Origin of the sequence: Saccharopolyspora gloriosae (assembly GCF_022828475.1) — a bacterium.
In the GTDB taxonomy this organism is placed as follows: Bacteria; Actinomycetota; Actinomycetes; order Mycobacteriales; family Pseudonocardiaceae; genus Saccharopolyspora_C; species Saccharopolyspora_C gloriosae_A.
Genome location: NZ_CP059557.1, coordinates 3,347,897 through 3,361,096 on the forward strand (window position 1 = coordinate 3,347,897; position 13,200 = coordinate 3,361,096).

Annotated in this window: 12 protein-coding genes; 6 read left to right on the forward strand and 6 right to left on the reverse strand. The window is 69.9% G+C overall.

From position 1 onward, the window contains the following. Window positions 1–29: 29 nt before the first annotated feature. Both H2Q94_RS14290 and H2Q94_RS14295 read right to left on the reverse strand, forming a co-directional pair. A complete protein-coding gene (locus H2Q94_RS14290; protein ID WP_243795338.1) occupies window positions 30–1,094 on the reverse strand; it encodes a tartrate dehydrogenase in 1,065 nt (354 codons plus the stop codon). Window positions 1,095–1,162: 68 nt separating this feature from the next. Beyond that, window positions 1,163–2,041, reverse strand: a complete 879-nt coding sequence (locus tag H2Q94_RS14295; RefSeq protein WP_243795341.1) for a LysR family transcriptional regulator — start codon at window positions 2,039–2,041, stop codon at window positions 1,163–1,165. Window positions 2,042–2,113: 72 nt separating this feature from the next. Here H2Q94_RS14295 and H2Q94_RS14300 point away from each other — a divergent pair, with 72 nt between their 5' ends. Continuing rightward, a complete protein-coding gene (locus H2Q94_RS14300) occupies window positions 2,114–3,076 on the forward strand; it encodes a PHP domain-containing protein (RefSeq protein ID WP_243795343.1) in 963 nt (320 codons plus the stop codon). A gap of 209 nt (window positions 3,077–3,285) precedes the next feature. Here H2Q94_RS14300 and H2Q94_RS14305 read toward each other — a convergent pair whose 3' ends face one another. Further along, on the reverse strand, window positions 3,286–4,077 hold the full coding sequence (locus tag H2Q94_RS14305) for a dioxygenase family protein (RefSeq protein WP_243795345.1): 792 nt from the start codon (window positions 4,075–4,077) through the stop codon (window positions 3,286–3,288). 81 nt (window positions 4,078–4,158) lie between these two features. On the opposite strand from H2Q94_RS14305, the gene H2Q94_RS14310 reads away from it, so the two are divergent. Next, the gene (locus tag H2Q94_RS14310) at window positions 4,159–4,647 is read left to right on the forward strand and encodes a MarR family winged helix-turn-helix transcriptional regulator (protein WP_243795346.1); all 489 of its coding nucleotides are present in this window, start codon (window positions 4,159–4,161) and stop codon (window positions 4,645–4,647) included. Between the two features lie 75 nt (window positions 4,648–4,722). On the opposite strand, the gene H2Q94_RS14315 is transcribed toward H2Q94_RS14310, so the two are convergent. Beyond that, window positions 4,723–6,648, reverse strand: a complete 1,926-nt coding sequence (locus tag H2Q94_RS14315; protein ID WP_397545462.1) for an ABC transporter ATP-binding protein — start codon at window positions 6,646–6,648, stop codon at window positions 4,723–4,725. Window positions 6,649–7,118: 470 nt separating this feature from the next. Between H2Q94_RS14315 and H2Q94_RS14320 the strand changes: the two genes are divergently transcribed. From H2Q94_RS14320 to H2Q94_RS14330, 3 genes are read left to right on the forward strand one after another with little or no spacing between them, the layout of a single operon-like run. Next, complete coding sequence (locus tag H2Q94_RS14320; protein WP_243795347.1) at window positions 7,119–7,943, forward strand: GPP34 family phosphoprotein; 825 nt, start codon at window positions 7,119–7,121, stop codon at window positions 7,941–7,943. A gap of 41 nt (window positions 7,944–7,984) precedes the next feature. Further along, a complete protein-coding gene (locus H2Q94_RS14325; protein ID WP_243795348.1) occupies window positions 7,985–9,502 on the forward strand; it encodes an APC family permease in 1,518 nt (505 codons plus the stop codon). Next, complete coding sequence (locus H2Q94_RS14330; RefSeq protein WP_243795349.1) at window positions 9,492–10,061, forward strand: GNAT family N-acetyltransferase; 570 nt, start codon at window positions 9,492–9,494, stop codon at window positions 10,059–10,061. Before H2Q94_RS14325 ends, H2Q94_RS14330 begins: the two co-directional genes overlap by 11 nt. 224 nt (window positions 10,062–10,285) lie before the next feature. On the opposite strand, the gene H2Q94_RS14335 is transcribed toward H2Q94_RS14330, so the two are convergent. Together H2Q94_RS14335 and H2Q94_RS14340 are read right to left on the reverse strand one after the other, a co-directional pair. Then, entirely contained in the window at window positions 10,286–10,516 is a 231-nt protein-coding gene (locus H2Q94_RS14335; RefSeq protein WP_243795351.1) for a hypothetical protein, read from the reverse strand. A gap of 364 nt (window positions 10,517–10,880) precedes the next feature. Continuing rightward, complete coding sequence (locus H2Q94_RS14340; protein WP_243795354.1) at window positions 10,881–11,636, reverse strand: IclR family transcriptional regulator; 756 nt, start codon at window positions 11,634–11,636, stop codon at window positions 10,881–10,883. Window positions 11,637–11,805: 169 nt separating this feature from the next. On the opposite strand from H2Q94_RS14340, the gene H2Q94_RS14345 reads away from it, so the two are divergent. Further along, a complete protein-coding gene (locus H2Q94_RS14345) occupies window positions 11,806–13,143 on the forward strand; it encodes an MFS transporter (RefSeq protein WP_243795356.1) in 1,338 nt (445 codons plus the stop codon). The last annotated feature ends 57 nt before the right edge of the window (window positions 13,144–13,200 follow it).

Here is a 13,200-nt window from a genome sequence, read left to right on the forward strand (position 1 = left end):
TGACTCCATTCGCGAGGGCGGCGTGGGGGTCAGCCGGTGAGTTCGGCGGTGATGGCCTTGCCGAGGTCCTCGGTGCTGGCGGTTCCGCCGAGGTCCGGCGTGCGCACGGATCCCGCTGCCAGCACTGTTTCGATGGCGCGCAGCACGTCGGCGCCGGCTTCCGCCGCACCGAGGTGGTCGAGCATCATCGCGGCCGACCAGATCTGTCCGATCGGGTTGGCGATGCCGCGCCCGGCGATGTCCGGAGCGGAACCGTGCACCGGCTCGAACGTGGACGGGAAGCGCCGCTCGGGGTTGATGTTGGCCGACGGCGCCACTCCGATCGTGCCGGTCACTCCCGGGCCGAGGTCGGAGAGGATGTCGCCGAACAGGTTGCTGGCCACCACCACGTCGAACCGCTCCGGTGACATCACGAACCGCGCGCACAGGATGTCGATGTGGTCCTGGTCCACCGCCACGTCCGGATGTTCCGCCGCGATGGCCCGGAATCGTTCGTCCCAGTAGGGCATCGAGTGGTAGATGCCGTTGGACTTCGTCCCCGAGGTCACGTGCGGCTTCCCGATGCGCTCGGCGAACTCGAACGCGTAGCGCAGGATCCGGTCGGTTCCGTGCCGGGTGAACACCGCTGTCTGCAGCACCATCTCGGTCGGAGTGCCCTCGGCTTGGCGCCCGCCGAGCTGCGAGTACTCGCCCTCGGTGTTCTCCCGCACCACCCAGAAGTCGATGTCGCCCGGTTCCTTGTCCCGCACCGGCGGCGTCACTCCGGGCAGCAGCCGCACCGGCCGCAGGTTCACGTACTGGTCGAACTCACGGCGGATCGGCAGCAGCAGGCCCCACAACGAGACGTGATCGGGCACGCCGGGAAAACCGACCGCGCCGAGCAGGATCGAATCGTGGTCGCGGAGCCGATCGATGCCGTCTTCGGGCATCATCCGGCCGGTCGCCTGGTAGGTCTCGCAGCTCCAATCGAAGTGCCGGAAGGTGAACGTGGTGCCGTACTTGGCGCTCACCGCGTCGAGCACCCGCAGCGCCTCCGGCATCACCTCGTTGCCGATGCCGTCACCGGGCAGGACCGCGATCTCGTAGCTGGACATGCGGCCATCCAACGCCGATCGCGCGGGCACGTCCAAGACCGGCTGCGCATCCGGCTGATAGGCGCCGCTTATCTCCGCAGTGCCGAGTCGAGGAAGCGCTGCGCTGCGGGACTGAGCGGCGCCGACCGGTGGATCAGCGAGATCCGCAGCTCGGCCGCCGGTTCGAGGTCGAACACCCGAGCTCCGCTCGCGCGGGCGAACTCCGCCCAGCCCTCGGTCAGCAGCGTCACGCCCGCACCGCTGAGCACCAATGGCAGGATCGCCTCCCGGTGCGCGGTTTCCACCACGATCCGCAGGTCCACGCCTAGCGCGATGATCTCGTCGACGACGTGGCGCATCCGGTTCCCGTGCGGTGAAGTGATCACGCGCTGACCGGCGAGATCCGTGCGCCCGAGCACCTTCCGATCCGGTTCCCACGGCCCGTCCGGGCCGGTGACGACGACGAACCGCTGTCGTTCCACCAGGTGCGCCCGCAGTCCGGGCAGCGCGAAGTCCTCCGCCGCGCCGATCAGCCCCAATTCGCTGCGTCCGCCGCGCACCATGTCGGCCGCCTCCGGCGCGGTGAACGCGGGCTGCACCGACACCAGCACCCCGGGGTCGGCCTCGTGGAACCGGCCGATCATCGCGGTGAGCGGTTCCACCGATTGCGACGGCAGCACCGCCACCTGCACCCGTCCGGTGCGCAGGCCCTTCACCGATTCGACGGCGGCGCGCGTGGTGTCGAGGTCGCGCAGCACCTGCCGGGCGGGTTCGAGCATCGCCCGGCCCGCCTCGGTGAGCACCGCGCGCCTGCCCAGCCGGTGGAACAGCGCGACTCCGACGTCCCGCTCCAAGGTGCGCACCGCCTGGGACAGGGAGGGCTGCGCGACGTGCAGGCGTTCGGCGGCACGGTGGAATCCGCCCTCGTCGACGATCGTGACGAAGTACTCCAGTTGCCGTGCGTCCACCGTGCCTCCCGTGTTCCGAGCGCATTCTCCCGCCGGCGTGCGGTCAGGGCGAGGACCGGCTACCAACGAGGAATGGACGCCGGTGCCGCGCTGCGGGAGATCGCATTCTGGCTGGAACGGGCGGACGAGCCGACCTACCGGGTTCGCGCGTTCCGCCGTGCGGCCGAGGTCGTCGCCGCCCAGGACGACCTGCTCGCACGCGCGGAATCCGGCCGGTTGACCGCGCTCACCGGCATCGGCAAGACCACCGCCGCGGTGATCGAGCAGGCGGTGCGCGGGCAGACTCCGGACTACCTCGCCGGGCTGCGCGAGCAGGCTCCCGAGCAGCGGGAGGGCCGTGCGCTGCGGGCGGAGTTGCGCGGGGACTGCCACACCCACTCCGACTGGTCCGACGGGGGCAGTCCCGTCGAGGAGATGGCCCGCACCGCACGGGAATTGGGGCACGAGTGGATGGTGCTGACCGATCACTCGCCGCGGCTGACCGTGGCGCGCGGGTTGAGCGTCGAGCGGTTGCGGGCGCAGCTGGAGCTGGTCGCGGAGCTGAACACGGCGCTCGCTCCGTTCCGGATCCGGACCGGCATCGAGGTCGACATCCTCGACGACGGATCGCTGGACCAGGACCCGGGCGTGCTCGCCGAGCTGGACCTGGTGGTCGCGAGCGTGCACTCGAAGCTGCGGATGGGTTCGCGGAAGATGACCCGCCGGATGTGCGCGGCGGTCGCGAACCCGCACGTCGACGTGCTCGGGCACTGCACCGGCAGGTTGCGTTCGCGGCGTCCGCCGTCGGAGTTCGACTCCGGCGAGGTGTTCCGGGCGTGCCGCGACCACGGCGTCGCGGTCGAGATCAACTCGCGGCCGGAGCGGCTGGACCCGCCGATGGCGCTGCTGGGGGAGGCTTTCGAGCTCGGCTGCCACTTCGCCATCGACTCGGACGCGCACGCCCCCGGCCAGCTGGACTGGCAGATCCACGGCTGCGCCCGAGCCGAACGCTGCGGAATCCCCGCCTCCCGGATCATCAACTGCCAGGCCCCCTGAACGTGACGCCCGTCCCGCACACCACCTCCGGTCGACGCCTCCTTCGCCCGCTCCTACCGGTCATCTGCCTCCACGTCGGTGGTGAGGTCGATGCCTCCTTCACCCGCTATCGCCGGTCGAAGAGGCCGTTGCTTCCGCGTCGATGGTGAGGTGAATGGCGCCTTTGTCCGGTCGCGCCGGTCGAGTGGGCCGTGGGTCCGTGAGCGCTGTCAGGCGACTTGGAAGGAGCGCTTCGCCAAGCCCATCCAGTAGCCGTCGATGACCTGGTCCGGTGGGGTGTCCGGGCTGGTGGCGGCGCCGAGGGTGACGAACATCGGCGCGAAGTGCTCGGACGTCGGATGCGCGTAGGGCATGCCGGGGGCGCGATCGGCGTAGGCCGCCAGCTCGTCCACGGCACCGCGGGACAAGGCCTCCCCGGCCCACAGGTCGAACTCCTGCGACCAACCCGGCGGCGCCGCGTTCGGCTGCCAGTCGATGAGCCACGGCAGACCGTGGGTGGTGAAACCGGAGCCGATGATCAGCACGCCCTCGTCGCGCAGCGGCTTGAGCCGCCTGCCCAGTTCGAGCAGGGCGGCCGGCGCCAAGGTGGGCAGCGACATCTGCAGCACCGGAACATCCGCATCCGGGTACATCACCGTGAGCGGGACGTACGCGCCGTGATCCAGTCCGCGGTTCGGCTGGTGCGCGACGGGTTCGGTGTCCGGCATCAGCGCGGCGACCTTCGCGGCCAGCTCCGGCGCCCCGGGGCTGCGGTACCGCGTGCGGAAGTAGCGCTCGGCGAACCCGCCGAAGTCGTAGGTCAGCGGCACGCCGGTGTCGGTGGCGCCGAGCATCAGCGGCGCGGACTCCCAATGCGCCGAGACCATCAGGATCGCTCGCGGACGTGGCAGGTCACCGGCCCAGGCCGCGAGCTGCGAGGTCCACAGCTCGTCGTCGACGAGCGGCGGTGCGCCGTGGCTGAGGTAGAGGGCGGGCATCGGCCCGGAGTGCGTGGTGGTCATCTCACCCCATTTATTGAATCTTCAAGTAACAGCCTAGGGAAAGGCGCCGGGCACTTCAAGCGGTCCGGTTAGACTGGTCGGGTGGACGAGCCGAGGTGGTTGACCGAGGACGAGCAGAAGTCATGGCGCCAGCTCGCGATGCTCATGACGCTGCTGCCGCCCGCTCTCGACGCCCAGCTCCAGCGCGACTCCGATCTGACGCACTTCGGCTACTGGGTGATGGCGATGCTCTCGGAGCGGCCGGAACGCTCGTTGCGGATGAGCGACCTCGCCGCCCGCGCAGGCGCCTCGCCCTCGCGGGTCTCGCACGTGGTGGCACGGCTGGAGAAGAACGGCTGGGTGCACCGCGCCCGCTCCGACCGCGACGGTCGCAGCAACCTCGCCGAACTCACCGACGCCGGATACCGCAAGGTCGAACAAGCCGCACCGGGCCACGTCGAACGAGTACGCGACCTCGTCCTGGACGCGCTCACGAGCACTCAGATCCAGCAGATGGGCGAGATCTGCGGCGCCATGCTCCGCCGCATCGACCCGGACGGCCGCATGGGAACCCGCCCGCTCACGGACTAGCCCCATTCCCGCTTTCGAGATGAACGCGTCCCCCGCCCAACGGGAACGGGCGAGGGACGCGTTCGACTCGGAGCATCAGCTCGCCGGTGTCGTGGCGCGCTGGCCGTTTCCGTTGGTGGGTGCGGTGTCGGTCTGCTGGGCGAACTGGGTCCGGTAGAGCTCCGAGTAGAGGCCGCCGCGGGCGAGCAGGTCCTGGTGCGTGCCCTGCTCGGCGATGGTGCCACCGGAGATCACCAGGATGCGGTCGGCTTCGCGGATCGTGGAGAGGCGGTGCGCGATGACCAGAGCGGTGCGGCCCGCCAACGCCGTGGACAGCGCCTGTTGCACCGCTGCCTCCGACTCGGAGTCGAGGTGCGCGGTGGCCTCGTCCAGCACCACCACCGGCGGAGCCTTCAGCAGCAGCCGGGCGATCGCCAGGCGCTGCTTCTCCCCGCCGGAGAGCCGGTAGCCGCGGTCGCCGACCACCGTGTCCAAGCCGTCCGGCAGCTCGTCGACCAGATCCTGAAGCTGCGCGGTGCGCAACGCCGCGAACAGGTCCTCGTCGGACAGGCCGGGACGCGCGTAGGACAGGTTCGCGCGGATCGTGTCGTGGAACAGGTGCGGGTCCTGGGTGACCACGCCGACCGTGGAGTACAGCGAGCGCAGCGTCACGTCCCGCACGTCGTGCCCGGCGATGCGGATGCCGCCCTCGTCCACGTCGTAGAGCCGGCCGGCGAGGTTCGTGATGGTCGTCTTGCCCGCGCCGGAATGCCCGACCAGCGCGATGGTCTGCCCCGGCTCGGCGCGGAAGGTGATGTCGTGCAGCACGTCGTGCGCAGGCGCGTTCTCCGGGCGGGCCACGGATTCCAGCGAGGCCAGCGAAACCTCGCTGGACGCGGGGTAGCGGAACGAGACGCCGGTGAACTCGACGGCGGCAGGCTCGGAACGGGCGTCGAGCTCCACCGCGTCCGGCTTCTCCTCGATCATCGGCCGCAGGTCCAGCACCTCGAAGACGCGGTCGAAGCTCACCAGTGCCGTCATCACGTCCACGTGCACGTTGGACAGCGCCGTCAACGGGCCGTAGAGCCTGCTCAGCAGCGTCGCCAGCGCGACGAGCGTCCCGAGTTCGAACGCCCCCGACACCACGAGGCCACCGCCGAGCCCGTACACGACCGCCGTGGCCAGCGAGGCCAGCAGCGTCAACGCCACGAAGAAGACCCGGCTGTACATCGCGGACACGACGCCCAGGTCGCGGACCCGCGCGGCGCGCGAGGAGAACAGCCCGGCCTCCTCGTCGGTGCGGCCGTAGAGCTTCGCGAGCATCGCTCCGCCCACCCCGAACCGCTCGGTCATCAGCGAGCTCATCTCGGCGTCGGTCTTCATCTGCTCGCGGGTGATGCGCTGCAGCTTCCGGCCGACCCAGCGCACCGGCAGCAGGAACGCGGGCAGCAGCGCCAACGCGATCAGCGTGATCTGCCAGGACAGCGTGAACATCGTGGCCAGCACCAGCACGAGACTCAGCACGTTCGACACGACCGAGGACAACGTGCTGGTCAGGGCACGCTGCGCGCCGATGACGTCGGTGTTGAGCCTGCTCACCAGCGACCCTGTCTGGGCTCGCACGAAGAACGCGACCGGCATCCGCTGCACGTGGTCGAAGACCTCGGAGCGCAGGTCGTAGATCAGGCCTTCGCCGAGCCGCGCCGAATACCAGCGCTGCAGCAGGGACAGCGCCGCTTCGAGCACGGCCACCAGGGCGACGACGAGCGACAGCCACACCACCACGCCCATGTCGCGGGGCAGGATGCCGTTGTCGATGATCGCTTTGAACAGCAGCGGAGTCACGATGCCGAGCACGGCGGCCAAGGCGACCAGCACCAGGAACGGGACGATGTCCCGCAGGTAGGGCCGGGCGTAGCGCATGATCCGCCGGGTGAGTCCGCGTGCGAGGCGCTGGCGGGTCACCGACTCGTCGCTGGCGAAGGAGCGCATCGTCTCCCAGCTGACGCCGGTGGGGGTCATGTGGTGGTTCCTCTCGGTGAGCGGCCCGGTTCGGGGCGGGCCGGTGCGGCGGCCGGTTCGGGACGGCGTGCCACGTGGTCGCCGGGTCCGGTGGTGCGGTGTCCGGCGTTGATCCTGCGACTTCGTGTTAACTCGAAGTCAAACACGGAGCCGTCACCAGGTGTTCCCCGCGGAAGTCGGTCGATCTGGACGGCGGTGGCGGGAGGTTCGACGCGCCCGGGCTCGCGGTCCGGGCATCTCGGCTTCCGCGAACCCCGAAAACCCTTGCGCGTCAAGTGGTTTCAGGTGGTGCACCCGGATGACCACTCGTTCGAGCGAAGTGCGGTCTGCTTGATCACAGAAAACTTCGCGCTTCTGGAGGATCTTGCTCCGGACCGGGAAGCATTACTCTGTGTCGCAGGTTGGAAGCGCAGCGCGATTGGTCGCGAAGTCGCCGGCGTTTCCGGGGGAACCGAGTCACTGGGGTGTTCATGTCGATCCACGAAGGGGCGGTGAACGGCCGCCGGGGCCGCCGCCTGCCCCGAACCAACCTGATCACGACCGAGGACGTACCCGGCCGTCCGGATCCTCCCGTGCCACCGAGCAGGCAGGTGGCGCGGGAGCGGCCGACCCGCACCGGCCGCATCCCGCTTCGGCTGGCCGACCGCTACTTCCTGGCCGCGCACTCGGGCGCGGACCGGCTCACCGCGCGAGTCGATCCGGTGCTGGTGTCGCTGGGTTGTGCGGGCGGCCTGCTGGTGGAACTGCTGCTGGAGGAGGAGATCAGCGTCGCGCCGACGGTGCGGCCCGCGGGCAAGGGGATGCCGCCGGACTTCCTGTCCTGGTCGGTGCTGCGCGAGGTCCGCAACGAACCGGACCACGAGGTGCGCACCTGGATCCGCCACCTCGCGCGCACCGCGACGGAGAAGGTGCGAGCGCGGCTCACCATCACCGACGTGCTGCGGGAGGTTCCGGTCTCCGGCGGCTGGCGCGGCGGTCCGGCGGTCGCCTGGCGAGCCGGTTCGCTGGATCACCGGACTCCGGCGGAGGAACTCACGGACCTGTTCACGCACGCCGAATCGGCGGCCACCCGTTCCGGGATGATCACCGTCCCGGACGCGAAAGCGGAGGTGACCCTGGCGCTGCTGACCACCGGAACCGGCGTCACCGGACGGCTCGGGCTGCCCCGGCCGGTCCTGCGCCAGGCCGAACGTCGTTGCGAGCAATGGCTGCCGCGGCTGCCCGGCGGACTGCGCACGGTCGTGGCCGAGGTGAGCGCGGCCCGCGAGCAGTGGGCGATGACCCCGCGTCGCTGACCGGCGCCCGGAGAACACCGCACGACAAGGAGAGATCGAACGTGCCCACGTCCAAGACCGTGAGACCGGTGCAGGCTTCGCCCCGCCCCGGCCCGGTGTCGAACTCGCTCGCCGCCTCCCGCCTCGGGATGTGGTCGATCATCTTCTTCACCGTCGCCGCCGCGGCGCCCGAGACCGTGGTGGGCGGGGGAGCGGTGAGCGGGTTCGCGGTCTCCGGCGTGAACGGCATCCCGGTGGGCTACCTGGCGGTCGCCGTGGTCCTCGGCCTGTTCGCCGTCGGGTACGTGACGATGGCCCGGCACGTGGAGAACGCGGGCGCCTTCTACGCCTACATCGCCAAGGGGCTCGGCCGGACTCCCGGTACGGCCGCGGGCGGGGTGGCGGTGCTCGCTTACACCATGGTGCAGATCAGCCTCGTCGGCGGATTCGGAGTGGGCGCGGCGGACTTCCTGCGGCAGGTGGGCGGACCTGGCCTGCCGTGGTGGCTGTTCGCCGGTGTCGGGCTGGGACTGGTCGGCCTGCTGGGCATGCTCCGCATCGACGTCAACGGACGGGTGCTGGGAGTCCTGCTGCTCGCCGAGATCGCCGTGATCCTGTTCTACGACTTGGCGTTCATCACCGACCCCGCGGAACCGGGAGTCTCGCTGACGACGCTGAATCCGGCGCAGCTGGGGACGGGTGCGGCCGGCGTGATCTTGGTGATCGCCTTCACCGGGTTCATCGGCTTCGAGAATTCCACCGTGCTGGCCGAGGAAGCGCGAGATTCCCGCACGGTCAGCCGGGCGACGTACCTGTCGCTGTTCGTGATCGGCGGGCTCTACGGCCTCTCGACCTGGGCGTTGACGGTGGCCACCGGGCCGGATCAGATCGTGGCGAAGGCCGGGGAGCACTCCACTCAGCTGATGTTCGCGCTCGCCGCGGACCGGTTGCCCGCCGGGCTGGTGACGGTCGGATCCGCGCTGTACGTGACGAGCCTGTTCGCGGGAATGCTCTCGTTCCACCACGTGTGCGCCCGCTACTTCTTCGCGCTCGGCCGCGAAGGCATCGGTCCGCGCGCCCTGGCGATCACCAGCAGCCGCACCTCGGCGCCGATCGCGGGTTCGGCGGCGCAGAGCGTGCTCACGGTGCTGGTGGTCGGCTTGTTCGCGATGACGGGCTGGGACCCGGTCACCTACCTGTTCTTCTGGGGCGCGTCGGCCGGTGCGCTGGGAGTGCTGATCCTGGTCACGGCCACTTCGCTGGCGGTCGTGGGCTACTTCCTGCGGATTCCCGCGCCAGGGCACGGAATATGGCGCACGCTGCTGGCGCCGTCGATGGCCGCACTGGTGCTCGGCGGGATTCTGGTCCTGACGGTGCGTTCGTTCGGCACGGTGCTGGGCGTGGCGCCCGGCGATCCGGCGGCCTGGATGCTGCCCGGTGCCTACCTGGTGGTGGTTCTGGGCGGACTCACCTGGGGTTCGGTACTGCGCGCCCGATACCCGGAGTCGTACGAGCGGATCGGCATGGGGGCGCGATCGGTCACGATCGCACGTTCGGAGGAGCGGATGGATGGGGAATGAGCCTGATGTGCGGACCAGGACGCTGGTCAGCGCGTTCGTCGACGACGCGGTGTCCTGCTGGCTGGTTCCGGACGCGCAGCGGCGCGATCAGGTGTACCTGGAGTGGTTCGGCATGGTCGTCGAGCACGCCGATCGCGTCGGCGCGGTGCGGTCCACCGAATCGGTCGTGGAGGTGTGGTTTCCCGGCACAGCGGCGGAACCGCCCCGGATGCTGGACGCGGCGGGCGAGCAGCGGCTGGGCGAGGTGGTCGGCCCGTTCACCGATCGCTTCAGCATGCTCGGCGAGCTCACCGGAGCTCGGCATCCGCTGGCCGAGCACTGGTACCTGTCGCTGATCGGCGTCGCACCGAGTCACCAGCGCACCGGGGTGGGCACGGCGGCGCTCACGGCGAGCCTCCGGGAGTACGACCGCACCGGCCTGCCGACGTACCTGGAGGCGAGCAGCCTCGGGAGCCGCGCGCTGTACCTCCGGCTCGGCTTCACCGACGTCGACGAGCCGATCCAACTCCCCGACGGTCCGAAGCTCTACCCGATGTGGCGCCCGGTCGGAGGCGAATGAGCGGTGTGGTGGTGGCTTCAGCCGTCTTTCCGGATGAGGGGTCGCTCAGCGGAACCTCAGCGGCGTGCTCGCCGCGCCCCTGGCCGGTGCAACAGGCTTTTCCCGAGTGGCTCCGCCACGGAGGAAAGTGCTGTCCTCGCGAGGAAGTCGTTGAGCACCCGCCGATGGTCGTCTTGCTCACGCTGTTCACTGCTCATCGGCTTCGCCGCGGACAGGACAACTGCTCAGCGCTGGGATTCGGCTCCCACGTAGTCGAAATCCCAGGTGCCCACGGTGTGCGAGCCGGAGCGTTCGTAGATCAGCAGCGGTGGCGGCCCGGCGGCGCAGTGCGAGGGCGACGGTGGGCGGACGGGCACCGTGATGCGCGGAACGGGGTGGCCGGTCGGGTCCGCCGGGACCCTGACCTCGCGGCCATCCTCAGGCCCGCCGCGCAGCCGGGCTCGGACGTGATCCACTGCGGTGTCTCCCTTCGCCGACTTCTGCGGCAACCGGTTCTGACTCGAGATCGTGCCGTCCGGTTCCCGGCCTCACTAGATCGAGTGATCATCCGGGGCGCCCGGGAGATCTGCGGGACTTTCGCACCCTGCTACCCGATGCGCTGCGTGAGGTGGAAGGCCGAGACGATCCGTCATCACCGATGTGGTCACCGAGCGTACTACCGTCCGGTCGCTGGATGGTGTCCCTGTGGCGGCTGGTGGGCGTACCGCCGCGGTGAACGCTGCCGTGATTCGCCGCTGTCCTACCGAAAACGGCCGCAAAGACACGTACAGCGACGAGAACGGATCAAAACCCGCGTTGCTGCGGAGCGTGACTCGCCGTTCAGGTGTAGAGCGGGGCGAGCAGCGCGGCGGTGTCCACGAGGCGAGCGGAGTGCTCCAGCAGGGATTCCTTCGGCGTCTGGAAGGTGATCGTGGAGATGCTCACGCCGCCGACGGGACGTCCTTCGCGATCCAGCAGCGGCGCGGCCATGCAGCGAATCGTCCGCTCGTTCTCCTCGTCGTCGAGCGCGTAGCCGTCGGCGCGAACCCGGGAGAGTTCTCGTTCCAGGTCGGCCGGTTCGGTGAGGGTTCGTTCGGTGCGCGCGGTCAGGTTCCGCAGCAGTGCGGTGCGCTCCCCATCGGGCAGATGCGCCAGGATCGCCTTCCCGATCGCGGTGCAGTGCAGCGGAAGTACGCCACCGATCCGGGACGCCATCCGGTACGGGCCTGCGCTGTCCACCTTGCGCACGTAGATCGCGTGGTCGCCGCTGCGCAGCGCGACGTGCACGGTCTGGTCGACCTCGGCCTGCAAGCGCCGCAGCACGGCGTCCCCGCCGGTGTCCTCGCCGGAGGCGATGGTGGCCGACAGCGCGTAGGCGCGGGAGCCGAGGCCGTAGGCGCCGTCGCCGTCACCGACGACGTATCCGGCACCGGTGAGGCCGCTGAGGATGCGGTGCGTGCTCGGCTTGTTGATGCCGGTCGCGGCGGCGATCTCCCCGAGGCGGTGCGGGCCGCCGGGCTGAGCCACCGCTTCGAGCACGCGCAGCGTCCGCAGTGCGCTGCCTTCAGTGGCGCCGGAGGTCATGGGTTGCTGCACCGCCTTCGGGTAAGGAGTCCTCGCCGGGGATCTGCGTCGAGGCCGGGCGTTGATTTCCCGGTGATCGTCCCCTTACGCTACCGTTCACGAAAATAGAACGGTATTCCGTATTTCGGAACGGTCCTCGGTTCGGGGAAGCGCCGGAAGCGGGTCGGCTCAAGGAGGAGCAATGGCCGTGCGACCCGAGGTCGCGGACGGGGCATCCCGCCCGAGAGGCCGCGCGAACAACCTGCGATGGGGCATGGCCCTGCTGTGCTTCGTCGGCCTGTCGGTGAACTACATCGACCGTTCGGCGCTGAGCGTGGCGTTGCCCTCGATGAACCACGACCTCGGATTCGACCCGAGCGTGCAAGGGTTGATCCTCGGCACGTTCTTCCTGGCCTACGCCGGTTTCCAGCTTCCCGCCGGGGTGCTCATCGACCGGATCGGCGCGAAGCGCTCGTTCGCGCTGGGCGCGCTCGTGTGGGGCGTGGCCACGATGCTGACCGGCCTGGTCACCGGCCTGATGGCGCTGTTGGTCTTCCGGTTCCTGCTCGGCATCGGCGAGTCCACCGGGTACCCGGGTTCGGCGAAGGTCGTGTCCCGGTGGTTCCCGCGCCAGGAGCGGGCGTTCGCGAACAGCATCTGGGACAACGGGGCGCGGGCGGGCACCGCGATCGCGCTTCCCGTGGTGGCCGCGATCATCGCCTGGGAGGGCTGGCGTGCGGCGTTCGTCGTCGTCGGCGTGCTCGCGCTGCTCTGGGCGCTGTGGTGGTGGCGGGCCTACCACGAGCCGGAGGACCACCCGCGCGTCACGGACGAGGAACTCGCCTACATCAGGGCGGGCGGTGCCCGCGAAGAGTCCACTTCGGACACCGGGCCGAAGGTCCGCTGGCGGGACCTGTTCCGCTACCGCACGGTGTGGGCGATGATGCTGGGCTTCTTCTGCCTGAACTACATCATCTTCTTCTTCATCACCTGGTTCCCGAGCTACCTGGTGCAGGCGCGCGGTTTCGACCTGCTGGAGCTGGGCACGGTCGGCGCCATCCCCGGCATCGTGGCGATCGGCGGCAGCCTGCTCGGCGGCTGGGTGTCGGATTCCCTGGTGCGACGCGGCTGGAGCCTCACGAAGGCGCGCAAGACCTGCCTCATTCCCGGCATGCTGCTGAGTTCGGTGATCGCGCTGGCGGTCGTGGTGCCGAACGCGGCGACGGCGGTGGTGCTGCTGTCGATCTCGTACGCGAGCCTCGCGTTCAGCGCCGCGTCGGTGGCTTCGCTGCCCGCCGACGTCGCGCCGCAACCGGGCCAGGTGTCCTCGCTGGCGGGCATCCAGAACTGCGCGTCGAACATCGCCGGGTTCATCGGCCCGATCGTCACCGGCGTACTGCAGACCGCGACCGGCGGGTCGTTCGTGGCCCCGCTGGTGCTGTCCGGGGCACTAGGCCTGATCGGCGCATTCTCCTACGGAGTACTGATCCGCAAGGTCGAACCGCTGCCGATCCGCGTGGTTGCGGAACGGCCTGCGTAGGTGTCCGGGTGGCGGAACCTCAACGGTCTTCTCGCGAGGACAGCTGAGAACCCGCCG